The sequence below is a fragment of the Nonomuraea sp. ATR24 genome, from assembly GCF_041950485.1.
Taxonomy (GTDB): domain Bacteria; phylum Actinomycetota; class Actinomycetes; order Streptosporangiales; family Streptosporangiaceae; genus Nonomuraea; species Nonomuraea ceibae.
In genome coordinates, this window is the sequence record NZ_JBGNUU010000003.1 from 1 (window position 1) to 23,752 (window position 23,752).

General features: G+C 72.0%; 21 protein-coding genes and 1 rRNA gene. 20 read left to right on the forward strand and 2 right to left on the reverse strand.

What is annotated here, in order from left to right:
* Positions 1-98 (forward strand): 5S ribosomal RNA (rrf, locus tag ACBI99_RS07660); the annotation flags it as partial.
* Between the two features lie 151 nt (positions 99-249).
* Here the strand turns inward: rrf and ACBI99_RS07665 are convergent.
* Positions 250-1,212 (reverse strand): YafY family protein, encoded by a 963-nt coding sequence (locus tag ACBI99_RS07665; protein ID WP_219506893.1) that lies wholly within the window; start codon positions 1,210-1,212, stop codon positions 250-252.
* A gap of 93 nt (positions 1,213-1,305) precedes the next feature.
* Here ACBI99_RS07665 and ACBI99_RS07670 point away from each other — a divergent pair, with 93 nt between their 5' ends.
* Positions 1,306-2,040 (forward strand): SDR family oxidoreductase, encoded by a 735-nt coding sequence (locus ACBI99_RS07670; RefSeq protein WP_375071968.1) that lies wholly within the window; start codon positions 1,306-1,308, stop codon positions 2,038-2,040.
* Positions 2,041-2,104: 64 nt separating this feature from the next.
* Here ACBI99_RS07670 and ACBI99_RS07675 read toward each other — a convergent pair whose 3' ends face one another.
* Positions 2,105-2,812: a carbohydrate-binding protein gene (locus ACBI99_RS07675; RefSeq protein WP_308125823.1), complete on the reverse strand. Its 708-nt coding sequence runs from the start codon at positions 2,810-2,812 to the stop codon at positions 2,105-2,107.
* A 287-nt stretch (positions 2,813-3,099) separates the two neighbouring features.
* On the opposite strand from ACBI99_RS07675, the gene ACBI99_RS07680 reads away from it, so the two are divergent.
* The 18 genes from ACBI99_RS07680 (at position 3,100) to ACBI99_RS07765 (ending at position 23,700) form a co-directional block, all read left to right on the forward strand.
* The gene (locus ACBI99_RS07680; protein ID WP_375072233.1) at positions 3,100-4,389 is read left to right on the forward strand and encodes a bifunctional folylpolyglutamate synthase/dihydrofolate synthase; all 1,290 of its coding nucleotides are present in this window, start codon (positions 3,100-3,102) and stop codon (positions 4,387-4,389) included.
* Positions 4,389-4,730, forward strand: a complete 342-nt coding sequence (locus ACBI99_RS07685) for a DUF4233 domain-containing protein (protein ID WP_357588694.1) — start codon at positions 4,389-4,391, stop codon at positions 4,728-4,730. The genes ACBI99_RS07680 and ACBI99_RS07685 overlap by 1 nt, the downstream gene beginning before the upstream one ends.
* An 11-nt stretch (positions 4,731-4,741) precedes the next feature.
* On the forward strand, positions 4,742-6,349 hold the full coding sequence (locus ACBI99_RS07690) for a hypothetical protein (RefSeq protein WP_375071969.1): 1,608 nt from the start codon (positions 4,742-4,744) through the stop codon (positions 6,347-6,349).
* 54 nt (positions 6,350-6,403) lie between these two features.
* The gene (gene ndk, locus ACBI99_RS07695; protein WP_080046153.1) at positions 6,404-6,814 is read left to right on the forward strand and encodes a nucleoside-diphosphate kinase; all 411 of its coding nucleotides are present in this window, start codon (positions 6,404-6,406) and stop codon (positions 6,812-6,814) included.
* Between the two features lie 261 nt (positions 6,815-7,075).
* The gene (locus ACBI99_RS07700; RefSeq protein ID WP_219506885.1) at positions 7,076-8,107 is read left to right on the forward strand and encodes a rod shape-determining protein; all 1,032 of its coding nucleotides are present in this window, start codon (positions 7,076-7,078) and stop codon (positions 8,105-8,107) included.
* Positions 8,107-8,985 carry a rod shape-determining protein MreC gene (gene mreC / locus ACBI99_RS07705; RefSeq protein ID WP_219506884.1) on the forward strand — a complete coding sequence of 293 codons (879 nt, stop codon included), beginning with the start codon at positions 8,107-8,109 and terminating at the stop codon, positions 8,983-8,985. The genes ACBI99_RS07700 and mreC overlap by 1 nt, the downstream gene beginning before the upstream one ends.
* Positions 8,982-9,446, forward strand: coding sequence for a rod shape-determining protein MreD (gene mreD, locus ACBI99_RS07710; protein ID WP_219506883.1), 465 nt, complete (start codon positions 8,982-8,984; stop codon positions 9,444-9,446). Before mreC ends, mreD begins: the two co-directional genes overlap by 4 nt.
* Positions 9,443-11,488: a penicillin-binding protein 2 gene (gene mrdA, locus ACBI99_RS07715; RefSeq protein WP_219506882.1), complete on the forward strand. Its 2,046-nt coding sequence runs from the start codon at positions 9,443-9,445 to the stop codon at positions 11,486-11,488. Before mreD ends, mrdA begins: the two co-directional genes overlap by 4 nt.
* Entirely contained in the window at positions 11,485-12,645 is a 1,161-nt protein-coding gene (rodA, locus tag ACBI99_RS07720) for a rod shape-determining protein RodA (RefSeq protein ID WP_219506881.1), read from the forward strand. The genes mrdA and rodA overlap by 4 nt, the downstream gene beginning before the upstream one ends.
* 41 nt (positions 12,646-12,686) lie before the next feature.
* On the forward strand, positions 12,687-14,597 hold the full coding sequence (locus ACBI99_RS07725; protein WP_357588689.1) for a TIGR03960 family B12-binding radical SAM protein: 1,911 nt from the start codon (positions 12,687-12,689) through the stop codon (positions 14,595-14,597).
* A 166-nt stretch (positions 14,598-14,763) separates the two neighbouring features.
* Positions 14,764-15,540: a TIGR03936 family radical SAM-associated protein gene (locus tag ACBI99_RS07730; RefSeq protein WP_375071970.1), complete on the forward strand. Its 777-nt coding sequence runs from the start codon at positions 14,764-14,766 to the stop codon at positions 15,538-15,540.
* A 135-nt stretch (positions 15,541-15,675) separates the two neighbouring features.
* Complete coding sequence (locus tag ACBI99_RS07735; protein ID WP_375071971.1) at positions 15,676-18,582, forward strand: Rne/Rng family ribonuclease; 2,907 nt, start codon at positions 15,676-15,678, stop codon at positions 18,580-18,582.
* 216 nt (positions 18,583-18,798) lie between these two features.
* Positions 18,799-19,101 (forward strand): 50S ribosomal protein L21, encoded by a 303-nt coding sequence (rplU, locus tag ACBI99_RS07740; protein ID WP_049575732.1) that lies wholly within the window; start codon positions 18,799-18,801, stop codon positions 19,099-19,101.
* Between the two features lie 15 nt (positions 19,102-19,116).
* Positions 19,117-19,374 (forward strand): 50S ribosomal protein L27, encoded by a 258-nt coding sequence (gene rpmA, locus ACBI99_RS07745; RefSeq protein WP_049575729.1) that lies wholly within the window; start codon positions 19,117-19,119, stop codon positions 19,372-19,374.
* A 101-nt stretch (positions 19,375-19,475) separates the two neighbouring features.
* Positions 19,476-20,828 (forward strand): GTPase ObgE, encoded by a 1,353-nt coding sequence (gene obgE / locus ACBI99_RS07750; RefSeq protein ID WP_357588685.1) that lies wholly within the window; start codon positions 19,476-19,478, stop codon positions 20,826-20,828.
* A 211-nt stretch (positions 20,829-21,039) separates the two neighbouring features.
* The gene (gene proB / locus ACBI99_RS07755) at positions 21,040-22,155 is read left to right on the forward strand and encodes a glutamate 5-kinase (RefSeq protein ID WP_375071972.1); all 1,116 of its coding nucleotides are present in this window, start codon (positions 21,040-21,042) and stop codon (positions 22,153-22,155) included.
* Positions 22,156-22,176: 21 nt separating this feature from the next.
* Positions 22,177-23,457, forward strand: coding sequence for a glutamate-5-semialdehyde dehydrogenase (locus ACBI99_RS07760; protein WP_357588681.1), 1,281 nt, complete (start codon positions 22,177-22,179; stop codon positions 23,455-23,457).
* 66 nt (positions 23,458-23,523) lie between these two features.
* The gene (locus ACBI99_RS07765) at positions 23,524-23,700 is read left to right on the forward strand and encodes a hypothetical protein (RefSeq protein ID WP_219506869.1); all 177 of its coding nucleotides are present in this window, start codon (positions 23,524-23,526) and stop codon (positions 23,698-23,700) included.
* The last annotated feature ends 52 nt before the right edge of the window (positions 23,701-23,752 follow it).

The following is a 23,752-nucleotide window of genomic DNA, read 5'->3' on the forward strand; positions in this document are numbered from 1 at the left end:
AGGAAACACCCGGTTACATTCCGAACCCGGAAGTTAAGCTTCCCTGCGCCGATGGTACTGCACTCGGGAGGGTGTGGGAGAGTAGGTCACCGCCGGACAATCTTTCAGTAGAGGGCCCCGACATTCATTGTCGGGGCCTTCTCTGCGTTGTGTGACGAAATTGGGCCCTCGGGGGTGATCCCGGGGGCCTTTTCGCGTTCTGGAGACGAACCGGCCCTGCCCCTCGGGTATCCCCAGGGCCTTTTTGCGTTATGTCGCGCGGGCCGAGGAGCAGCGGTCGCTGATGGCGGCGAGCTGGTCGAGGAGGTCCGCCGGCCCGTCCACGGTGAAGTCCAGGCCCAGGGCCGCCAGGTAGACCGCCAGGGCCAACGGGGTCGCCGCGCCGATGTGCAGACGGCATCGGCCGGCGTCGACGTGCTCGACCCTGGCCACCGGGGGGATGCGCTCGGCGACGACCTCGGCCGGCGCGTACACGGTGGCGATCGTGCGGCAGGGGCCGAGGACGGAGGCGACGCCCTTGGTCACGTACGCGATGACGTCGCCGTCCGGCAGCGGGCGGGCCGGGAAGGCGGGGCCGGGCGGGGTGCGCGGGGTGAGGCGGTCGACGCGGAAGGTGCGCCAGGCGTCGCGGCCGACGTCCCAGGCGACCAGGTACCAGCGGCGGCCCGTGGCGACGAGGCGGTGCGGCTCGGTGTCGCGCACGGTGGCGTTGCCGTCGTGGTCGCGGTAGTCGAAGCGCAGCCGCCGCCGGTCGCGGCAGGCGGCGGCGAGCGTCGCCAGCAGCCCTGAGTCGACCGCTGGGCCGCTGCCGGGCACCGGGACCGTGTACGCGGCCACGGCGCCCAGGCGAGGGCGTAGGCGGGCGGGCAGGACCTGTTCCAGCTTGGCCAGGGCGCGCAGCGACGTCTCCTCGATGCCGCCCACGGTGCCGGAGGCGGCCGTGCGCAGGCCGACGGCGACGGCGATGGCCTCCTCGTCGTCGAGCAGCAGCGGCGGCAGCCGGGCTCCGGGGCCGAGGCGGTAGCCGCCGGCGGTGCCGGAGGTGGCCGACACCGGGTAGCCGAGGCCGCGCAGGCGTTCGACGTCGGAGCGGATGGTCCTGGTGCTGACGCCCAGCCGCGCCGCCAGCTCCGGTCCCGGCCAGTCGGCGCGTGACTGCAGCAGTGACAGCAGGCGCAGCAGCCGTCCAGCGGTGTCCCGTTTCGCGCTCACCCGAACGATTGTCGCGCGCGTCGCGGAAGTCTTCCTTCCGCGAGCACCGGCAGGGTGAAGCGCGAAAGGGATGGACGACTGAAGGAGCAGGCAATGCACGCAGCCGCAGTGGTGACGGGCGGGTCGCGCGGGATCGGCCGGGCGGTGGTCGAGCGGCTCGTCGCCGACGGCGCCACGGTGGTCTTCAGCTACGTCGCCGACGAGCGGGCGGCGCGGGAGGTCGCGGACGGGCTCGGCGGGCGGGCGACGCCGGTGCGGGCGGACGCCGCCGACGTGGCCCAGATCGAGGGGCTGTTCGAGCGGGCGGACGAGGTGTTCGCGGCGGCCGGCGCCGGGCCGCTGACGGCGCTGGTGAACAACGCGGGCGTCCTGCGGCACGCGCCCATAGCCGAGGTGACGCCGCAGGCGTACGACGAGGTGATGGCGGTGAACGCGCGCGGCGCGTACTTCACGCTGCGCGAGGCCGCGCGGCGGATGGCGGACGGCGGGCGGATCGTGAACGTCTCCACCACCGGGACGGCCTGGCCGAGCCCCGGCGAGTCCGTCTACGTCGCCGGCAAGGCGGCGATCGAGCAGCTCACGCGGGTCGCGTCACGGGAGCTCGGGCCGCGGGGGATCACGGTCAACTGCGTGTCGCCCGGCGCGACGGACACCGACCTGCTGCGGGAGGGCGTGCCGCGGGAGGCGTACCAGGCGGTCGCGCACATGACCGCGCTCGGCCGGGTGGGCACGCCCGCCGACATCGCCGCCGTCGTCGCGCTGCTGCTCAGCCCCGACGCGGGCTGGCTCACCGGCCAGAACCTGCGCGCCGACGGCGGACTGGTTTAGAGGTGACGCAAGGAGGGCCACCCCCAGCAGCCGGGGTGGCCCTTTCTTGCATTCGGATGCCCGATCAGACGCGCTGCCACAAAGCGGGCACGTTGGGAGGTTCCCAGCCGGGAGCGGCTGTGTGCCCCTGAAGGCAGCGATACGTCGCGCCACCATAGGTGACCTGGGCACCCGCCTGGTAGGTCACCCCTGCCTGCCAGGTACCCCCGCCCGGAGGCGGAGTCGTGGGGGAACCGGTCGGCTGCGGGCCGCCGGGGACGTTCAGCACGAAGTCGAACGTCGCCTCCCTGCCCGAGCCGACCGTGCGGACGTTCATCAGCAGTCTCGGGTCGAAAATCGAGTCGGTGTTGTTGCGCGGTTCGCCCGGGAAGTACGTCTGCGTGGTGAGGACCGGCCGGTTGGGCGCCTGGACCTTCATGTGGATGTGCCGCGTGCGGCCCGGGTACAGGCCCGGCACGATCGTGGTGAGCTTGTAGGCGCCGTTGGCGTCGGTGAACTGGTGGCCGCGGAAGTTGAAGCCCACGTTGTCGTAGGCGCCGTTCCGGTCGGCCTGCCAGAAGTCCAGCAGCACGTTGGCCAGCGGCTGGCACGCCAGCCCGAAGACGTACCCGCTGACGGTGAGCAGGGTGCCGCTGCCCGGCAGGGTCGAGCGGCGGGGTGAGTTGGGCTTGAAGTACGGGCCCTCGGTCTGGGGCGGCGTGGGGTCGTCGCCGTCGTCACAGAACGGGGTGGGCTCCAGCGGCCCGCTCATGTCGCGTGCGAGAGCCGGCACCTGACCGATGAGCAGGGGGGCCGGCGCAGCTATGAATGCCGCTCTCAGTAGCGTCTTCCGGGTGATGCCCTTGTCCGGGTCGCGAGTGTTCTCGCCTTCCACGATGGCCTCCTCGTAGGAGCCTGCCGGGGGGTGAGGCAGGCTGTTTCCCAAGGTGACACCTGGTGGACGGGGTGAGTACCCTCCAACGTTCTATACAGTCCACGATATGATTCCCCGCGTGGTGACCCGCTTCCCGAGGTCAGTAGGCTGAGGGGGTGGATTTTCGTGGGGTTGAACGCGCCATCATGGAGCGGGGCGTCGAATGGGACTTCGAGCCGACGCTCGACCGGATCGCGGCTCTTCTTGACCTGCTCGGCTCGCCTCAGCGGGCCTATCCCGTCGTGCACATCGCCGGCACCAACGGCAAGACGAGCACGGCGCGGCTGACCGAGGTCCTGCTCAGGGAGCGCAACCTGCGGGTGGGCCGGTTCACCAGCCCTCATCTGGTCACGATGCGCGAGCGGATCACCGTCGACGGCGAGCCGCTGAGCGAGGAGCGGTTCACCGAGGTCTACGAGGAGATCGCGCCCTACGTCGAGCTGGCCGACACGCAGGGGCGGCGGATCCAGTTCTTCGAGATGCTGACCGCGATGGCCTACGCCGCGTTCGCCGACACGCCGGTCGACGTGGCCGTGATCGAGACCGGCATGGGCGGCTCCTGGGACGCCACCAACGTCGCCGACGGCACCGTGTCCGTGATCACCCCGATCTCGCTCGACCACACCGACCGGCTCGGCCCCGACGTCGAGAGCATCGCCAAGGAGAAGGCCGGCATCATCAAGCCCGGCGCCACCACCGTGCTCGCCCAGCAGGAGCTGGCCGCCGCCGAGGTGCTGATGCGCCGCGCGGCCGAGGTGGGCGCGGTCGTGGCCCGCGAGGGCCTGGAGTTCGGCGTGCTCAGCCGTGAGGTGGCCGTCGGCGGCCAGCTGCTGACGCTGCGCGGCCTCAAGGGCGTCTACGACGAGGTCTACCTGCCGCTCTACGGCGCCCACCAGGCGAGCAACGCCGCCTGCGCGCTGGCCGCCGTCGAGGCGCTCACCGGTGGCGACGACCCGCTCGACCTCGATCTCGTACGGCACGCGTTCGCGCAGGCGTCGTCGCCGGGCCGCATGGAGATCGTCCGGCGCAACCCCACGGTGGTCGTCGACGCCGCGCACAACCCCGGCGGGATGCAGGCGACGCTCGACGGCATCCACGAGGCGTTCGACTTCGCCAAGGTCGTCGGCGTGGTCGCGGTCATGGCCGACAAGGACGTGACCGGGCTGCTGGAGCTGCTGGAGCCGGTGCTCGACCAGATCGTCGTCACCCGCAACTCCTCGCCCAGGTCGCTGTCGGCGCAGGAGCTGGGCGAGCTGGCCGAGCCGCTGTTCGGCGAGGACCGGGTGCACGTCGTCGAGCGCCTCGACGACGCCATCGACCTCGGCATCGGGATCGCCGACGCCGAGGGCGAGTTCAGCGGCACCGGTGTGCTCATCACCGGGTCCGTGATCACGGCGGGAGACGTCCGCCACCTGCTGAAGGCGGAGGGCGCCTGATGGACTTCCAGGTCACGCCCGGCATGCGCAGGCTGGGCGCGAGCGTGCTCGGCATGGAGGCCGTCGTCGCCGGGCTCACCACGCCGGTGGCCATCAGCGTCGGCGGGGTGGCGCCCGCGCTCGCGGTGACGGTCGGGATCGGGCTGGCGCTGCTCTGCGTGGTCGGCGCGGGCCTGCTCAAGCGCCCGGCCGGCTACGTCGTGGGCAGTGTCGCGCAGGTGCTGGCGATCGCCGCCGGGTTCGTGGTGCCGGCCATGTTCGTCCTCGGGGCGATCTTCGCGGCGCTGTGGATCACCGCGATTCTCGTCGCTCGGCGTGTCGAGGGCGTGACTTCCCGCTAAAGTCGGGCTTCATGGCCGTCCCCCCATTTCAGCGGTCCTCCGGCACCGCGACTCAAGGCGCGAGGTCCGGGTGGCTGTCCGACGCCGTGCTCGGGCTGCTCATCGTGGTCACGCTGCCGCTGGCGATCGTCGCGATCCCCAACACCGTGTCCGTGGTCGCCGACCTGCTGCCCGCCGAGATCGACCGGCTCGGGCTGATGCGCGCCCACGGGCTCGCCCTGCCGGCGATGATGCTGACCGTGCCGCTGGCCGCCGTGGCGCTGCGCCGGGTGAAGGTCGCCCACCTGCTGCTCGGCGGGCTGCTGCTGCTCGCCGTCGCCGACGCCGCCGGCGGCTATGCCGGGTCGGCGTTCCTCGTGGGCGTGCTGCGAGTGGCCCACGGCGTGGGCGCCGGGCTGCTCGTGCCCGCCACGCTCGCCGCCGCCTGGGGCCGGCCGCCCGTGCTGCGCGCGCTGTGGACCGGCATGCTGGCGCTCAGCCTGCTCGGCGCGCAGGCGCTGGCGCTGTGGCCGCTCGACGGCGTGACGCGCTGGCAGGTCACCCTTCAGCCCTATCCGCTGGTGACCGGCATCGCGCTCGTGCTCGCCGCCGCCTACTTCGTGCTGTGGCTGGTCGGCGGGCGGCCCGCCGCCCCGCGCCTGCGGGTCAAGGAGCGCAGCCGCCTGCTGCTGGCCACCGTGCCCGCCGCCGGCATCGCCGCCGTCGCCATCAGCACCGCGAGCCAGGACTGGCGGGCCGGGCTGGTGGTCCTGCTGGCGCTGCTCGCCATCGCCGGGCTGCTCGCGCTGGCCACGGTCGGCACCCGGGAGAGCCGCACGCTGGCCTACACGATGGTGGCCGTCGGCGTCGTGCTGCTGCCGACCGTCGCGCAGGTGACGTACGTGGAGATGGGCGGGCTCGGCGGGCCGGGGCTGCGCGGGCTGTGGCTGCCGTTCTGCGTGGCGGGGGCGCTGGCCGTGGCGGCGGCGGTCGTGGTGCGGCTGTCGTCGGTGACGAGCGCGTGGGTGACGCCGCTGGGGCTGCTGTCGATGGTCGTCGGGCTCTGCTCGGTGCGGGTCGTGGCGCCGTCGCCCGACGGGCTGGTGCTCGTCGTGCCGTTCACGCTGCTGGCGGTGGGCGCGGCGGTGGCGATCACGGCGGCGCTCGGCCAGGTGGGGGCCGGGGCGGGCATGTTCGGGCTGGCGCTGTGCCTGCCCGGGGTGCTGGCCGGCTACCTGCTGGGCACCGGCGTGCAGATGGTGGCCCTGGAGGGTGACCGGACCAGGCAGGAGCTGGTCGACAGCTTCGTCACCGCGCTGCACCTGTGGGCGCTGGCGGGCGGGTTCTTCGTGGTGGCGGTCATCGTGCTGGCCGCGGTCGTGGCCAGGCGCGCTCCCTCCTCGGAGGACGTACTGGATGTACAGGACGTGCTGGATGAGGCGGGTGACGGCGGGGAGCCGGAGCCCGCGGTGGTGGGCGCGGCGGTTCAGCGGGACGGCGAGGAGGACGACGAGGACCGGCCGACCGGGGTGATCCCACGGATCGGCGTGCAGCCGTTGCCGCAGGCGCGCGACGGCGAGGAGGACACGGCGCCCGTGCCGCCGCCCGCGGCGTCCCCGGAGGACGGCGAGCGGGCGTGACGGGACGGTAAGCTGTGCCGCAGTTTCCGCGACCTGTTCAAAGGAGAACCTCAAGTGTCCGAGCGCACTCTTGTCCTGATCAAGCCCGACGGGGTGAAGCGCGGCCTCATCGGTGACGTGATCGCCCGCGTGGAGCGCAAGGGCCTCAAGGTCGTGGCGATGGACCTGCGCACCCTCGACGCCGACACCGCCAAGGCGCACTACGCCGAGCACTCCGAGCGGCCGTTCTTCGGCGAGCTCGTCGAGTTCATCACCTCGGGGCCGCTGGTCGCGATGGTGCTGGAGGGCCCGCGTGCCGTCGAGGCGTTCCGCGCGCTGGCCGGGCTCACCGACCCGGTGAAGTCGGCTCCCGGCACGATCCGCGGCGACCACGCGCTGGAGATCGGCGAGAACGTCGTCCACGGCTCCGACTCGCCGGAGTCGGCCGCGCGGGAGATCAAGATCTTCTTCCCGGACCGGTTCTGATCATCTGCCCCTGATCACGGGGGCACGCTCAGGAGTGCTCGTCAGGCAGGCCGCCTGGCGGGCACTTTCGCGTTTGCGGACAACGTACCCGGCGCGGTCGGGTGGTATCGCGCAATACGGGCAAAATCGGGGTTGGGGGTGGGGCGGGAGAATTTTGTGGGGCGCGTGGGCTCGTTGCGGGGCGTGGTGGGTACGTCACGTTACGATTCGAATTCGATCCGTAGTCATTCGCGAACGACGTTACGGAAGGCTCCGTTCCCCATGGGCAGCAAGCTCGCCTTTCTAGGCCGTGACATGGCGGTCGACCTGGGCACCGCCAACACGTTGGTGTACGTCCGTGGCCGCGGCATCGTCCTCAACGAACCGTCCGTCGTGGCGATCAACACCTCGAGTGGGAAGATCGTCGCGGTCGGCATCGAAGCCAAGCGCATGATCGGGCGCACGCCCGGCAACATCGTGGCGGTCCGGCCGTTGAAGGACGGTGTGATCGCGGACTTCGACGTCACCGAGCGGATGTTGCGCTATTTCATCCAACGGGTGCACAAACGGCGGCACTTCGCCAAGCCGCGCATCATCATCGCCGTGCCGAGCGGGATCACCGGAGTGGAGCAGCGGGCCGTCAAGGAGGCCGGCTACCAGGCGGGGGCGCGCAAGGTCTACATCGTCGAGGAGCCCATGGCGGCGGCGATCGGGGCCGGGCTGCCGGTGCACGAGCCGACCGGCAACATGGTGGTCGACATCGGCGGCGGCACCACCGAGGTGGCGATCATCTCGATGGGCGGCGTGGTGACCAGCCAGTCCATCCGGGTCGGCGGCGACGAGCTGGACCAGGCGGTGATCACCTTCGTGAAGAAGGAGTTCTCGCTGATGCTCGGCGAGCGCACCGCCGAGGAGATCAAGATGGCGATCGGCTCGGCCTGCCCCACAGGGGAGGAGGCGCACGCCGAGATCCGCGGGCGCGACCTGGTCAGCGGTCTGCCGAAGACGATCATCGTGTCGGCCGAGGAGATCCGCAAGGCCACCGAGGAGCCGGTCAACGCGATCGTCGACGCCGTCAAGACGACCCTCGACCGCTGCCCGCCGGAGCTGTCCGGCGACCTGATGGACCGGGGCATCGCGCTCACCGGCGGCGGCGCGCTGCTCAAGGGCCTGGACGAGCGGGTCAAGGCCGAGACGGGCATGCCGGTGCACCTGGTGGAGAACGCGCTCGACTCGGTCGCGCTCGGCTCCGGCAGATGCGTGGAGGACTTCGAGGCGCTGCAGCAGGTGCTGGTGCCGGAGTCGCGACGCTGATGAGAGACTCGCGCCAGGCCAGGCTGATCCTCGGCACGCTGCTCGCGGCGGCGCTGGTCATCCTGACCGTCGACCACCGCGCCGGCGAGAGCTCGCCGCTCACCCCGCTGCGGTCGGCCGGCGCGTGGCTGTTCGGGGCGGCCGAGGAGGCCGGCGGCGCCGTGGCCCGGCCCGTCGGCGGGTTCCTGCACGCGATCGCCGCGGCGCCGAGCGCCCAGGCCGACATCGAGCGGCTCAAGGCGGAGAACGCCCGGCTGCGCTCCAGCCTGTCCGCCGACCGCCTCGACGCGGCCCGCGCCGCCGAGCTCAAGCGGATGCTCGGCCTGGCCGGGCTGGGCGGCTACAAGGTGGTGTCCGCCAACGTGATCGCCCGGCGCGGCCAGCCGGGCTTCGAGGACGCCGTGCAGATCGACGCCGGCACCGACGACGGCGTCCGCACCGACATGACCGTGCTCAACGGCGACGGGCTGGTGGGCCGCGTGGTGCACGCCTCGGCCCGCACCTCCACCGTGGTCCTGCTGAGCGACCTGGCCTCGGCGGCGGGCGCGCGGCTGGAGGGCGGCCAGGAGATCGGCGTGGTGCACGGGGTGGCGGAGAACGGGCGGCTCCTGCAGTTCAAGCTGCTCGACTCCACCGCGCCGATCGAGCGGGGGGCGCGGCTGGTCAGCTTCGGCTCCCATCGCGGCGCGCCGTACGTGCCGGGGGTGCCGATCGGGGTGATCGAACAGGTGGAGTCGACTCCCGGGCAGCTCGTCCGGATCGCCTACGCCAGGCCGTACGCGGATCTGACCGCGCTGGACGTGGTGGGGGTGGTGGTGCAGGGGCCCGCCCGTGATCCGAGAGACGCGGTGCTGCCGCGCAGGGAGGGGGCCCGATGACGGCGGTCCTGGTGGTGCCGGTGGCGCTGCTGCTGCAGGTCATGCTGGTGAACCGGCTGCCGCTGCCCGCCGGGGGCGTGCCCGACCTGGTGCTGCTGGCGGTGGTGGCGGTGGCGCTGATACGCGGGCCGGGGGCCGGGGCGGTGATCGGGTTCTTCACCGGGCTGGTGGTGGACGTGGTGCCGCCGACGGCGCACGTCGCGGGGCTGTACGCGTTCGTGTTCGCGCTGGTCGGCTATCTGGCCGGGCGCGGGGCCGGCGGGCGGGTCACCACCGTGGCGCTGTGCGTGGTGCTCGCGCCGCTGATGGCGGCGGCGGTGGGCGGGCTGATGTCCGACCCGAGGGTGACGATCTCCACGCTGACCGAGCAGGTTCCCGTGACCGTCGCCTACACGATGATCGCCGCGCCCGTGGTGATCTGGCTGGCGACCCGCGGCCGACGGCAGAGGTACGAGATATGACCCGGATGCGCACCCGGCTGGTCGTGATCCAGGCGCTCGTGCTGGTGCTGCTGGCGGCGCTGGCCGTCCGCCTGTGGCAGGTCCAGGTCGTACGAGGTCCCGAGCTCGTGCACCGGGCGACCGAGACGCGGACCCGCACGGTGATCGTGCCGGCGGTGCGGGGGCAGATCCTCGACTCCTCCGGGCGTCCGCTGGTGCGCAACAAGACCTCGCTGGTCGTCTCCGTCGACCGGACCGGGCTGGCCGGGATGCGCGACGGCGGGATGAAGGTGCTGGGCAAGCTGTCGGAGGTGCTCAGCCGGCCCGTCGCCGAGCTGCGCAAACGCATCACGCCGTGCGGTCCCGGGGTGCCCAAGCCGTGCTGGACGGGATCGCCGTACCAGCCGGTCCCGCTGGACGAGAAGGTCGACACGCGTGAGGCGCTGCAGATCCTGGAGCGCCAGGAGGAGTTCCCGGGGGTCACGGCGGAGATCCACGCGGTCCGCGAATACCCGGGCGGCCGGGCGGGGGCGCAGATGCTCGGCTACCTGTCGCCGGTGACGGAGGCGGAGCTGGAGAAGCGGGTCGGGCTGAAGGCCGCCTTCTCCGGCGTGGACCTGGCCGGGCGCGACGGGCTGGAGTACGTCTATGACGAGGAGCTGCGTGGCAAGGCCGGGCTGCGGCGGGTGCAGGTCGACCGGATGGGCAAGGCGCTCGGCGTGGAGAAGCAGGTCGAGCCCGTCAGCGGGCACCACCTGGTGACCAGCATCGACTCGCGGATCCAGGCGGTGACGGAGAAGGCGCTGCAGGACGCGATGAAGTCCGCGCCCGGCGCCGACGGGGGCGCGGCGGTGGTGCTCGACGCGAAGACCGGACGGGTGCTGGCGCTGTCCAGCGCGCCCGGCTACGACCCGGCGGTGTGGGCGGGCGGCATCTCCGCGAACATGTACAAGCATCTGCTGTCGGAGAAGTCCGGCAAGCCGCTGGTGTCGCGGGCGATCAACGGCCAGTTCGCGCCCGGCTCGACGTTCAAGGTGTCGTCGGTGGCCTCGATGCTGCGCGCCGGCTACCCGCTGAACGGCAAGTACAGCTGCCCGGGGTCGGTCACGGTGGGCGGCCGGGCCTTCAACAACTTCCGCGGCATCCCGCTGGGCACGCTCAGCCTGCACCTGGCGCTGGTCAAGTCGTGCGACACGATCTTCTACCAGGCGGCGTACGAGCAGTATCTGCGCGACGGCGGCCGCACGCCGAAGAAGACGGCCAGGGAGGTGTTCGCCAACACCGCCCGCGGGTTCGGGTTCGGCGCGCCGACGGGGATCGACCTGCCGGGCGAGTCGGCCGGGCGCATCCCCGACCGCAAGTGGAAGAAGGAGATGTGGGCGCTGACCAGCGCCACCAACTGCAAGCGCGCCCAGACCGGCTACCCCGAGGTCAAGGACGGGGCGCGGGCGGCGTTCCTCAAGCGGCTGGCGCACGAGAACTGCACCGAGGGGTTCGTGCTGCGGCCCGGTGACTCGGCCAACTTCTCCATCGGGCAGGGCGACGTGCTGGTGACGCCGCTCCAGCTCGCGCGGGCGTACGCGGCGCTGGTCTCCGACGGCAAGGTGCGCAGCCCGCGCATCGGCTGGGCGCTGGTGCGGCCCGACGGCAAGGTGGTCAAGACGATCCCGGTGCCGGTCGTGGGCAAGCTCCCCGTCACCGAGAAGGAGCGGCTCTACATCAAGAACGCGCTCAGCCAGGTCGCCTCCGACGGCACCGCGGCCGGGGCGTTCGCCGGCTTCCCGATGGACAAGGTGCGCATCGGCGGCAAGACCGGTACGGCGGAGGTGTGGGGCAAGAAGGACACCTCCTGGTTCGCCTCGTTCGCCCCCACGCAGAACCCGCGCTTCGTCGTCGTGGCCATGGTGTCGCAGGGCGGCATGGGCTCCCAGACCGCCGCGCCCGCCGTGCGGCAGATCTACGAGGGCATCTTCGGCATCAAGCGGCCCGCCGCGCTGCCCGGCGGCAAGCCCGTGTCGCGGCTGCCCAGGTTCGCCCCCGACGGGACGGTGATCTGGCAATGAGCGCGCTGGCGCCCGGACGGCGCTCGTTCGCCAGGCGGGCCTTCGGCGCCGAGTCGCCGGTGTGGCGGCTCGACGGGGTCCTGCTCGTGGCCGTCCTCGCCCTGTCGGTGATCGGCACGCTGCTCGTCTGGTCGTCCACCCGCACCTGGGCGCCCGGCTCCACCGGGCTGCTCAAGAAACACCTGCTCAACGAGACGATCGGGCTCGCGCTGTGCGGAGTGGTCGCCTCCGTGGACCACCGGGCCGTGCGCGCCTACGCGCCCGTGCTGTTCCTGCTCTCGCTGATCGGGCTCGGGCTGGTGCTCTCGCCGCTCGGCGCCACGATCAACGGCTCGCACTCGTGGATCCTGCTGGGCGGCGGGTTCGCCGTGCAGCCGTCGGAGTTCGCCAAGGTCGGGCTGCTGCTCATCACCGCGATGCTGCTCGCCCAGCCCGCCGAGGGACGCGACCGGCCGAGGCCGCTCGACATCGTGCTCGCCCTGCTCGCCGCCGCGGTGACGCTCGTGCTCGTCATGCTCCAGCCCGACCTCGGCACCGCGCTCGTGCTCGCCGCCATCACCGCCTCCGCGCTGGTGATCTCCGGGGTGCGCAAGCGGCTGATCGCGCTGCTGGCCCTGGTCGGCGCGGCCGGCGTGTTCAGCGTGTTCTACTTCCAGATGCTGGAGGACTACCAGGTCGCCCGGTTCACCGCGTTCGTCGACCCGAACGTCGACCCGCGCGGCGTCGGCTACAACAGCACCCAGTCGCTCATCGCGATCGGCTCCGGGCAGCTGTTCGGCAAGGGGCTGCTCGGGGGCGGCCAGACCACCGGCAGGTTCGTGCCGGAACAGCACACCGACTTCATCTTCACCGTGGCGGGCGAGGAGTTCGGCTTCCTCGGCTCGGTCACGGTCGTGCTGCTGCTCGGCGTCGTGCTGCTGCGCGGCCTGAAGATCGCCCGGCAGTGCGAGGACCGGTTCGGCACGCTGGTCGCGGGCACGATCGTGTGCTGGTTCGCGTTCCAGACGTTCGTGAACGTGGGCATGACGATCGGCATCATGCCCATCACCGGCCTGCCGCTGCCGTTCGTCTCCTACGGCGGCACCGCGACCTTCGCCAACCTGATCGCCGTGGGCATGCTGCTGTCGATCCGCTCCCGGCAGCGCCCCTACGCCTAGGGCGTCCCAGCCACGGTACGGGTTTCGCTACCCTGGGTGTCATGCCTGTCGAGTCGATTTTTCCCCGCCTGGAAGCGCTGCTGCCCAAGGTGCAGAAGCCGATCCAGTATGTCGGGGGTGAGCTCAACTCGACGGTGAAGGACTGGGACTCCGCCGACGTGCGCTGGGCGCTCATGTATCCCGACGCGTACGAGGTCGGGCTGCCCAACCAGGGCGTCGCGATCCTCTACGAGATCCTCAACGAGCTGCCCGGCACCCTGGCCGAGCGCACCTACGCGGTCTGGCCCGACCTGGAGGCGCTCATGCGCGCCGAGGGCGTGCCCCAGTTCACCGTCGACGCCCACCGGCCGGTGCGCGCCTTCGACGTGCTCGGCCTGTCGTTTTCCACCGAGCTCGGCTACACCAACATGCTGACCGCGCTCGACCTGGCCGGGATCCCGCTGGTCGCCGCCGACCGGGGCGACGACGACCCGATCGTGCTGGCGGGCGGCCACGCGGCGTTCAACCCCGAGCCGATCGCCGACTTCCTCGACGCGGCCGTGCTCGGCGACGGCGAGCAGATCGCCATCGCCATCTCGGAGGTCATCCGGGAGTGGAAGGCCGAGGGCAGGCCCGGCGGGCGCGACGAGCTGCTGATGCGGCTGGCCGAGTCCGGCGGCGTCTACGTGCCCAAGTTCTACGACGTCGACTACCACCCCGACGGCCGCATCAAGCGGGTCGCGCCCAACCGTCCCGACGTGCCGTGGCGGGTGCACAAGCACACGGTCATGGACCTCGACGAGTGGCCCTACCCGAAGAAGCCGCTGGTCCCGCTGGCCGAGACCGTGCACGAGCGGTTCAGCGTGGAGATCTTCCGCGGCTGCACCCGAGGCTGCCGCTTCTGCCAGGCGGGCATGATCACCCGCCCGGTGCGCGAGCGGTCTATCACCACGATCGGCGCGATGGTCGAGAACGGGATCAAGGAGTCCGGCTTCAACGAGGTCGGCCTGCTGTCGCTGTCGTCCGCCGACCACAGCGAGATCGGCGAGGTGGCCAAGGGCCTGGCCGACCGCTACGAGGGCACCAACACCTCGCTGTCGCTGCCCTCGACCCGGGTCGACGCCTTCAACATCGACCTGGCCAACGAGTTCTCCCGCAACGGGCGGCGCTCCGGGCTCACCTTCGCGCCCGAGGGCGGCTCCGAGCGCATGCGCAAGGTGATCAACAAGATGGTCACCGAGGAAGACCTCATCCGCACCGTCACCGCCGCCTACTCCCAGGGCTGGCGGCAGGTCAAGCTCTACTTCATGTGCGGGCTGCCCACCGAGACCGACGAGGACGTGCTCGGCATCGCCGACCTGGCCAAGAAGGTCATCCAGGCCGGTCGTGAGGCCACCGGCTCGCGCGACATCCGCTGCACCGTGTCCATCGGCGGCTTCGTGCCCAAGCCGCACACCCCGTTCCAGTGGGCGGGGCAGGCCGACCACGAGACCGTCGACCGGCGGCTCAAGGCGCTGCGCGAGTCGCTGCGCGGCGACAAGCAGTACGGCCGGGCCATCGGCTACCGCTACCACGACGGCAAGCCGTCCATCGTGGAGGGGCTGCTGTCGCGCGGCGACCGGCGGGTCGGCGCCGTCATCCGCGCCGTGTGGGAGGACGGCGGGCGCTTCGACGGCTGGAGCGAGCACTTCTCCTACGAGCGCTGGATGGCCGCCGCCGCCAAGGCCGGCGTCGACGTCGACTGGTACACCGTGCGCGAGCGCGAGGAGAACGAGGTCCTGCCGTGGGACCACCTCGACGCGGGGCTCGACCGCGAATGGCTCTGGCAGGACTGGCAGGAGGCCGTCTCCGGCGGCGAGGTCGAGGACTGCCGCTGGACCCCCTGCTACGACTGCGGCGTCTGCCCGACGATGGGCACCGAGATTCAAATCGGACCGACGGGTAAGAAACTCCTTCCCCTCACGGTGATCTAGCCGCGCTCGGTGGCCGCCCGGTGTCACGCCGTACATGATCCTGAGACGTGCAGGCGTCCGGGCGGCTTATCCTGAGATGAAGGAACTCTGACACGGGAAGGACGACAAGGCTCTGAAACCTGTTCCCGATGGGCCCCCGCCCGCGCCGACGGCGCAGCGCCTTCGCGTGCGCTACGCCAAGCGCGGACGCCTGCGCTTCACCAGTCACCGCGACATCTCGCGGGCCGTCGAACGAGCGGTCCGCCGTGCCGGCATTCCGGTGGCCTACAGCGCGGGTTTCTCGCCTCATCCGAAGATCTCCTACGCGGGAGCGGCGCCGACCGGCGTCGCCAGCGAGGCCGAATACCTCGAGATCGGCGTCACGACGCCGTGCGATCCGCAGCAGGTCAAGCGTGACCTCGACGAGTCGCTGCCGCCTGGTCTCGACGTGCTCGACGTCGTCGAGGCGGCCCCCGGAGCGCTGGCCGACCGCCTGGAAGTCTCCGAGTGGGAGGTGCGGCTGCCCGGTGCCGACCGCGAGCTCGCCGAAGTCGCGGTGGAGAAGTTCCTCGCGGCGGGCACCGTGGAGGTCGAGCGCCTCACCAAGAAGGGCCCGCGCCGCTTCGACGCGCGGGAGGCCGTGCTGAGGCTCACGGCGCTGAGCGCCCCGGACTCGCAGGGATCAGAGGGAACAGACAGAACTGCAGCTCAGGTGGGCGGACAGTCGTGTGTCATACTGCGCATGGTTGTTCGGCACATCACTCCTGCCGTTCGACCCGACGATGTGCTCACAGGGCTGCGCCTTGTGGCCGACTTCGCGCCGCCGGTTCCCCCCGAGGTGACCAGGCTGGCGCAGGGGCCGCTCGACGCACGCACCGGTGCGCTTGCCGACCCGCTCGACCTGGACCGCGAGACTACGCGCGGCGGCGAGGCGGGACCGGCGGGTGAGCACGTCGCCGGTTAAAGAAGCGCCCTGCCGGGCGCTGCCGCTGACAGGACTTGGCGCCATGCCCCCGCGAGGGGGCGTGGCGGACAACGAGACACGAGAGCTCCTGCGCGGCGCGGCGACGCGCCCGGGAGCTGACGGGAGAGCGCCCGCATGCTCGACGAGAACGAGCCCAACGCCGGGGCCCAGGGCCCCGACGGGGAGACAACAGAACAGACCAAGGTGACCAAGCGCCGCGCGGCCAGCCGCCCGGCCGGGCCGCCGCCCGAGCTTCCCGAGACGCCGGCCGCCGCGCCGACCACCGGACCCATCACCGTGGTCGCCGCCCAGGCGGCCCCGTCGGTGGCGGAAGGGCGTCCCCTTCCGAGCACCGCCGCGCAGCGCGCCGCCGGACGGCCGGAAGACCTCATCGCCGCGCGGCCGGCCACGGCCGAGGTGACGAGCCCGGCCGAGGCCGCCGTGGCCCAGGCCGTCGAGGAGCCGGCCGGGCAGGACGCGCAGGCCGCCGAGGAGGCGGTCAAGCCCAAGAGGGCGACGCGGACCCGGTCGACCGCCACCACGACGCGCCGCCGTACGACCAAGAAGGCCGCCGAGGCGGCTGCGGACGGTGCCGAGGGCGCCGCCGAGGGTGCCGTGACGGCTCCTGAGGGTGCCGTGGCGGGCGCGGAGAGTGCCGTGGCGGTCCCCGAGACCGCCGCTGCCACCGTGACGCCGGAGGCGGCCCCCGAGGCCGCGGAGGCGCCCGTCAAGCGCCGCCGCACCCGCAAGAAGGCCGAGCCCGAGGAGACCGTCGCGACCGCGCCCGCCGAGGCCGTCGCGGAGCCCGTCGAGGCCGTCGAGTCGGCCGAGGCGCCGGTCGAGCGCGCGGATGACGACATTCTGGAGATTCTGCCCGAGGACGAGCCCCTCGACGACGAGCCCGCCGGCGAGGACCTGGACGAGGAGGACCGGCCGAGCCTGCTGGCCGACCCGTTCGGGCTGACGGTGCGCCGCGAGGACCAGCCCGGCACCGCGTTCCAGCGGCCCGCCGCGATCTTCGCGCCGCTGTTCCAGGCGCCCGACCCGTCGCAGGCCAAGCCGGTGCGGCTGGAGCCCCAGCCCCAGCCCGCCGTCGAGGTGAGCGAGGACGAGGCCGAGGACGAGATCACCGCCGAGGACGAGGGCGAGGACACCTCCGACGAGCAGGAGGAGGAAGAGGGCGCCGGTCGCCGTCGCCGCCGCCGCAGGGGCGGCCGCGGGCGCGGCAAGTCCCGCGAGCGCGACGAGTCCGACGAGGGTGACGAGGGCGAGGACGAAGGCGACGAGGAGCAGGGCGAGGAGCCTCAGGAGGAGGCCTCCAGCTCGCGCCGCCGCCGTCGCCGCCGCCGCAGGGGCACCGACGACGAGGGCGGCGAGACCACGCCCGACGACCCGCCCAACACGGTGGTGCGCATCCGCGCGCCCCGCTCGGGCCGCTCGGCCGCGCACGACACCTCCGCCGACGGCGTGCAGAGCGTCCGCGGCTCCACCCGGCTGGAGGCCAAGAAGCAGCGCCGCCGCGAGGGCCGCGAGCTGGGCCGCAGGCGCCCGCCGATCATCACCGAGTCGGAGTTCCTGGCCCGCCGCGAGTCCGTCGACCGGATGATGGTGGTGCGCCGCCAGGGCGACCGCACGCAGATCGCGGTGCTGGAGGACGGCGTCCTCGTCGAGCACTACGTCAACCGCGAGGCCAGCCAGTCCTACGTCGGCAACGTCTACCTCGGCAAGGTGCAGAACGTGCTGCCGTCGATGGAGGCCGCGTTCGTCGACATCGGCAAGGGCCGCAACGCCGTGCTGTACGCGGGCGAGGTGAACTTCGACACCGCCGGGCTGGAGGGCCAGCCGAAGCGGATCGAGTCGGCGCTGAAGTCCGGCCAGTCGGTGCTGGTGCAGGTCACCAAGGACCCGATCGGCCACAAGGGCGCCCGCCTGACGTCGCAGATCAGTCTTCCCGGCCGCTACCTGGTGTACGTGCCGGACGGGTCGATGACCGGAATCAGCCGCAAGCTGCCCGACAAGGAGCGCACCCGCCTCAAGAGCATCCTGAAGAAGGTCATGCCGGAGAACGCCGGCGTGATCGTGCGCACCGCCGCGGAGGGCGCCTCGGAGGAGGAGCTCGCCCGCGACGTGGCCCGCCTGTCGGCCCAGTGGGAGAACATCCGCAAGAAGGCCAAGTCGGCCAGCCCGCCCGAGCTGCTCTCGGCCGAGCCCGACCTGACCATCCGGGTGGTGCGTGACGTCTTCAACGAGGACTTCACCTCGCTGGTCGTCCAGGGTGACGAGGCGTGGGAGACGGTCGACGAGTACGTCAAGTACGTCGCGCCGCACCTGGGCGAGCGGCTGTCGAAGTGGGACCCCGGCCAGGGCGACGTGTTCGAGTCGTACCGGATCGACGAGCAGCTCGGCAAGGCGATGGAGCGCAAGGTGTGGCTGCCCAGCGGCGGCTCCCTGGTGATCGACCGGACCGAGGCGATGACCGTCGTCGACGTCAACACCGGCAAGTTCACCGGCCAGGGCGGCAACCTGGAGGAGACGGTCACGCGCAACAACCTGGAGGCGGCCGAGGAGATCGTCCGCCAGCTCAGGCTGCGTGACATCGGCGGCATCATCGTCATCGACTTCATCGACATGGTGCTGGAGTCCAACCGGGACCTGGTGCTGCGGCGGATGTTGGAGTGCCTGGCGCGCGACAGGACCAAGCACCAGGTGGCCGAGGTGACGTCGCTGGGCCTGGTCCAGATGACGCGTAAGCGGGTCGGTCAGGGCCTCCTGGAGGCGTTCTCGACCCCGTGCGACTGCTGCAACGGGCGTGGCCTCATCGTCTCCACGGAGCCGGTGGAGAGCAGGTCCGAGCCGCGGGGCACCCAGGGCAAGATGGCGGTGGAGAAGGCGGTCTCGGACAAGGTGTCCGCGGCCAAGGACTCCTCCGGTCGTGATACCGTGACCGGTGCGCTTGAAGACGTCCCATCCGAGGACGACCAGGCAGGACAGACTTCCGGCAGGGGGCGGCGACGCTCTCGCCGAGCCAAGTCCGCCGACTAGTTCGGTGGGCTTCCGATGAATCGTCCGGTTCGCCTAGGGCCCCGGTCATCCGGTACCCTAGTCAACCGGTGCGTCAGGTGACGTGCCCTGTTGGCGCGCCCCCCGGTTCGTCGGTTCCGGATGAGCCGAATGACGGGCGCAGCATTCGGAGTCAGCGGCCATCCCGCACGGGATGGCCGAGGGATCGCAACAGTGAGTCAGTAGAAGGGTTCCGCGGTGTACGCGATCGTTCGTTGCGGCGGCAGGCAGCAGAAGGTCTCCGTCGGTGACGTCCTCGAGGTGGACAAGGTCGCCGGCGAGGTCGGCTCTTCGGTTTCGCTGCCGACGGTGCTCGTCGTCAACGACGGCGATGTGACCACGGAGGCGGGCAAGTTCACGGTCAGCGCCGAGATTCTCGGTGAGACCAAGGGCCCCAAGATCCGCATCCTCAAGTACAAGAACAAGACCGGTTACAAGAAGCGCCAGGGTCACCGCCAGCGGTACACCCAGGTGAAGATCACCGGTATCGACCAGGCCTGATCGGGAGTTTGAGAGATGGCACACAAGAAGGGCGCGTCGTCCACCCGGAACGGCCGCGACTCCAACGCTCAGCGCCTGGGCGTCAAGCGCTTCGGCGGCCAGCTGGTCAACGCGGGCGAGATCATCGTCCGTCAGCGTGGCACCCACTTCCACCCCGGCGACAACGTCGGCCGCGGTGGCGATGACACGCTGTTCGCGCTGGCCGCGGGCCACGTGCAGTTCGGCACCAAGCGCGGTCGCCGCGCGGTGAGCATCGTCCCGGTCGCGGAGTAAATCTCCAGCGCCACGGGTTGTACGAAGGGGTGGATCGTCTTCCGGTCCGCCCCTTCTTGCTGTTGTGAGACGCCCGTGAGGGCTGATGGAGGAGAAGCTGAATGCCGGACTTCGTGGACCAGGTGGTTCTGCACGTCAGGGCCGGTGACGGAGGAAACGGCTGCGCCTCCATCCACCGGGAGAAGTTCAAGCCGCTGGGCGGCCCCGACGGGGGCAACGGCGGGCGCGGCGGCGACGTGATCCTGGAAGTGGATCCCAGCACCGCCACGCTGCTCGACTACCACCGCCGCCCACACCGCAAGGCCGACAGCGGCAAGCAGGGGCAGGGCTCCAACCGCGACGGGGCCAACGGCGCCGACGTGATCCTGCCCGTGCCCAACGGCACCGTGGTCAAGGACGCCTCGACCGGCGAGGTGCTCATCGACCTCGTCGGCACCGGCACCCGCTACGTGATCGCGCAGGGCGGCCACGGCGGCCTCGGCAACGCGGCGCTGGCCAGCACCAAGCGCAAGGCGCCCGGGTTCGCGCTGCTCGGCGAGCCGGGCGACGCGCTCGACGTGATGCTGGAGCTGAAGAGCGTCGCCGACGTGGCGCTCGTCGGCTTCCCCAGCGCCGGCAAGTCGTCGCTGATCGCGGCGCTCAGCGCGGCCAAGCCGAAGATCGCCGACTACCCGTTCACCACGCTGATCCCCAACCTGGGCGTGGTGACCGCGGGGGAGACCGTGTTCACCGTCGCGGACGTGCCCGGGCTGATCCCCGGCGCCTCCGAGGGCAAGGGCCTCGGCCACGAGTTCCTGCGCCACGTCGAACGCTGCGACATGCTCGTGCACGTCATCGACTGCGCCACGATGGAGCCCGGCCGCGACCCGGTCACCGACTACGAGGTCATCGAGGCCGAGCTGCACGCGTACGGGAAGCTGGAGGGCCGGCCGCGCATGGTCGTGCTCAACAAGGCCGACGTGCCCGACGCCCGCGAGCTGGCCGAGCTGGTGCGCCCCGACTTCGAGGAGCGGGGGCTGCGCGTGTTCACCGTGTCCGCCGCCACGCACGACGGGCTGCGCGAGCTCACGTTCGCGATGGGCGAGTGGGTGGCCGCGGCCCGGGCGAACAAGCCGGTCGAGGAGCCGACGCGGCTGGTCATCAGGCCCAAGCAGCTCGGCGACACCGGGTTCAAGGTGCGCCGGGTCAACGAGAACATGTTCCAGGTCACCGGCGAGAAGCCCGAGCGGTGGATCCGGCAGACCGACTTCACCAACGACGAGGCCGTCGGCTACCTCGCCGACCGGCTGGAGCGGCTCGGCGTGGAGGAGGAGCTGGTCAAGGCCGGCGCCACCGCCGGGGCCGAGGTCGTCATCGGGTCGATGGAGAACGGCTACGTCTTCGACTGGCAGCCGACGCTCAATGCCGAGGCCGTCCGGCAGGGGCCGCGCGGCACCGACAGCCGGCTGGGGTGAGGATCTTCCGGGGGCGAGCCGCTACCCTCTGAGAGGACGCCCCCTCGTGAGGAGCATGGTCCCTTCGGGAGAGGTGCTGTCCCTTCCGAGGGGGCGTCTCCGTACGGGCCGTGCGCCCGTCCCCGCGCGCCCGTCCCCGCGCGCCCGTCCCCGCCCAGTGCCTGCCCAATGCCCGGGATGGGGGAGGGGCGGGCTCGGATAGGGTTTGAGCGTGCGGGAACGGATCAGCTCCGCGTCGCGGGTCGTCGTCAAGGTCGGCTCGTCGTCGCTCACCACCTCCCAGGGCATGATCGACGTGGACCGGGTCGACGCGCTCGTCGACGTGCTGGCCGCCAGACGCGGCATCGGGACGCAGATCGTGCTCGTCTCCTCCGGCGCCATCGCCGCCGGGCTCGGCCCCCTCGGGCTGGCCGCGCGACCGCGTGACCTCGCCACCCAGCAGGCCGCCGCCTCCGTCGGCCAGGGCGTGCTGGTCGCCCGCTACACCTCCTCCTTCGCCCGCTACGGCCTGCGCGTCGGCCAGGTGCTGCTGACCGCCGACGACATGATGCGCCGCGCCCACCACGCCAACGCCCGGCGCACGCTCGACCGGCTGCTGGAGCTCGGCATCGTGCCGATCGTCAACGAGAACGACACCGTCGCCACCGACGAGATCCGGTTCGGCGACAACGACCGGCTGGCTGCGCTCGTCACCCATCTCACGCGCGCCGACGCGCTCGTCCTGCTCTCCGACGTCGACGCGCTGTACGACGGGCCGCCCAGCCGCAGCGGGTCGCGGAGGCTGGCGGAGATCCACGGCCCCGAGGACCTGGCGGGCGTCGAGCTGGGCAAGGGCGGCTCGGTCGGCACCGGCGGCATGGTCACCAAGGTGCAGGCGGCCAGGATCGCCACCGGCGCGGGCGTGCCCGTGGTGCTCACCGCCGCCGCCCAAGCCGCCCACGCGCTGGCCGGGGCCGACGTCGGCACCTACTTCCACCCCGGCGGCCGCCACCCCGGCACCCGGCTGCTGTGGCTGGCGCACGCCACCACCGGGCGCGGGCGGCTGCACCTCGACGACGGCGCCGTCGAGGCGGTCGTGTCGCGGCGCAAGTCGCTGCTGCCGGCCGGGGTCACCTCGGTCGAGGGCGAGTTCGCCGCCGGCGACCCCGTCGACCTGTGCGCGCCGCGCGGCCGGGTGGTGGCGCGCGGGCTGGTCAACTTCGACGCCGGCGAGATCCCCGGGCTGCTCGGCCGCTCCACCCGTGACCTGGCCAGCGAGCTCGGTCCGGAATATGAACGCGAGCTGATCCACCGCGACGACATCGTCATACTGGAGACCCACAGCTGACGCCCTGATGAGGAGCACGCGATGTCCGAAGAGTTCCTGAAGGTCGCCCGCGCGGCACGTGAGGCCGCCGCCGAGCTGGCCCCGCTGCCGCGGGCGCCGAAGGACCGGGCGCTGCGTGCCGTCGCCGACGCCCTGGTCGCGCACGCCGCCGAGCTCGTCGAGGCCAACGCCGCCGACGTCGAGCGGGCCAGGGAGCAGGGCATCTCCGAGGCCATGATCGACCGGCTGCGGCTCGACGAGGCCCGCATCGGCGCGATCGCCGAGGCGGTGCGCCAGGTGGCCGACCTGCCCGACCCGGTGGGCGAGGTCGTCCGCGGCTCGACCCTGCCCAACGGGCTGGAGCTGCGCCAGCTCCGCGTGCCGCTCGGCGTCATCGGCATCATCTACGAGGGCCGCCCCAACGTCACCGTCGACGCCGCCGCGCTCTGCCTCAAGAGCGGCAACGCGGTGCTGCTGCGCGGGTCCTCCAGCGCCTACTCCTCCAACACGGCGCTGGTCGAGGTCATGCAGGAGGCGCTGGCCGGCACCGACGTCCCGGCGGGCGCGGTTCAGCTCGTGCCGGGGCAGACGCGCGACTCGGTCAAGGAGCTGATGCGCGCCCGCGGGCTGGTGGACGTGCTCATCCCGCGCGGCGGCGCGTCGCTGATCAACTCGGTGGTCGAGGAGTCGACGGTGCCGGTGATCGAGACCGGCGTCGGCAACTGCCACGTGTACGTCGACGCCGAGGCCGACGTCGACCTGGCCGTGCAGATCCTGGTCAACGCCAAGGCGCAGCGGCCCTCGGTGTGCAACGCCGCCGAGACGTTCCTGGTGCACGCCGACGTGGCCGACGCGTTCGTGCCCAAGGCGCTGGCCGCGCTCGCGGACGCCGGCGTGACCGTGCACGGCGACGACCGGATCGCCGGCTACGGCGAGGTGGTGCCCGCCACCGAGGACGACTACCGCGCCGAATACCTCTCGCTCGACATCGCCGCCGCCGTCGTCGGCTCGCTGGAGGAGGCCGTGGCCCACATCAGGCGCTACGGCTCCGGCCACACCGACGCCATCGTGACCCGCTCGCAGGGCGCCGCCCGCCGGTTCGTGTCGCTGGTCGACTCGGCCGCCGTCGCCGTCAACGCCTCCACCCGGTTCACCGACGGCGGCGAGTTCGGGTTCGGCGCGGAGATCGGCATCTCCACCCAGAAGCTGCACGCACGCGGCCCGATGGGGCTGCCCGAGCTCACCTCCACCAAGTGGGTCTACACCGGGGAGGGCCACCTGCGCACCGCCGAGGGCACGGTAATCCCCGGGCCAGGATGCTGACCGGATCCGGTAGCGGGCGGTGTGTCGGCCGCTGACGCCCCGCGCGCGCCGCGTTGACTGGGGCCTATGGAGATCGTCATCGCCCTGGGCTCCGCGGCGGCCGTGCTGTTCGGCGCCGACCGGCTGATGCTCTGGCTGGAGAGGCACGGGCACGTCCGCTGGCGGCGCACGCGCCGCGTCCCGCCCGCGCAGCAGCCCACGGCCGGCCTCGACAGCCTGCTGTCCGAGCAATCGTCGCGATAAACCTGCGCGTGCTCCGGCGCGCCGCGGCCCTTCCTCCTGGCCTCGGCGCTAG

Excerpts from the sequence above, each read along its gene's own strand:
- ACBI99_RS07670 (WP_375071968.1), top strand. The coding sequence starts at position 1,306 with ATGCACGCAGCCGCAGTGGTGACGGGCGGGTCGCGCGGGATCGGCCGG.
- ACBI99_RS07680 (WP_375072233.1), top strand. The coding sequence starts at position 3,100 with ATGGAGCGGGGCGTCGAATGGGACTTCGAGCCGACGCTCGACCGGATC.
- ACBI99_RS07685 (WP_357588694.1), top strand. The coding sequence starts at position 4,389 with ATGGACTTCCAGGTCACGCCCGGCATGCGCAGGCTGGGCGCGAGCGTG.
- ACBI99_RS07690 (WP_375071969.1), top strand. The coding sequence starts at position 4,742 with ATGGCCGTCCCCCCATTTCAGCGGTCCTCCGGCACCGCGACTCAAGGC.
- ACBI99_RS07700 (WP_219506885.1), top strand. The coding sequence starts at position 7,076 with ATGGGCAGCAAGCTCGCCTTTCTAGGCCGTGACATGGCGGTCGACCTG.
- mreC (WP_219506884.1), top strand. The coding sequence starts at position 8,107 with ATGAGAGACTCGCGCCAGGCCAGGCTGATCCTCGGCACGCTGCTCGCG.
- mreD (WP_219506883.1), top strand. The coding sequence starts at position 8,982 with ATGACGGCGGTCCTGGTGGTGCCGGTGGCGCTGCTGCTGCAGGTCATG.
- mrdA (WP_219506882.1), top strand. The coding sequence starts at position 9,443 with ATGACCCGGATGCGCACCCGGCTGGTCGTGATCCAGGCGCTCGTGCTG.
- rodA (WP_219506881.1), top strand. The coding sequence starts at position 11,485 with ATGAGCGCGCTGGCGCCCGGACGGCGCTCGTTCGCCAGGCGGGCCTTC.
- ACBI99_RS07725 (WP_357588689.1), top strand. The coding sequence starts at position 12,687 with ATGCCTGTCGAGTCGATTTTTCCCCGCCTGGAAGCGCTGCTGCCCAAG.
- ACBI99_RS07735 (WP_375071971.1), top strand. The coding sequence starts at position 15,676 with ATGCTCGACGAGAACGAGCCCAACGCCGGGGCCCAGGGCCCCGACGGG.
- rpmA (WP_049575729.1), top strand. The coding sequence starts at position 19,117 with ATGGCACACAAGAAGGGCGCGTCGTCCACCCGGAACGGCCGCGACTCC.
- obgE (WP_357588685.1), top strand. The coding sequence starts at position 19,476 with ATGCCGGACTTCGTGGACCAGGTGGTTCTGCACGTCAGGGCCGGTGAC.
- ACBI99_RS07760 (WP_357588681.1), top strand. The coding sequence starts at position 22,177 with ATGTCCGAAGAGTTCCTGAAGGTCGCCCGCGCGGCACGTGAGGCCGCC.
- ACBI99_RS07765 (WP_219506869.1), top strand. The coding sequence starts at position 23,524 with ATGGAGATCGTCATCGCCCTGGGCTCCGCGGCGGCCGTGCTGTTCGGC.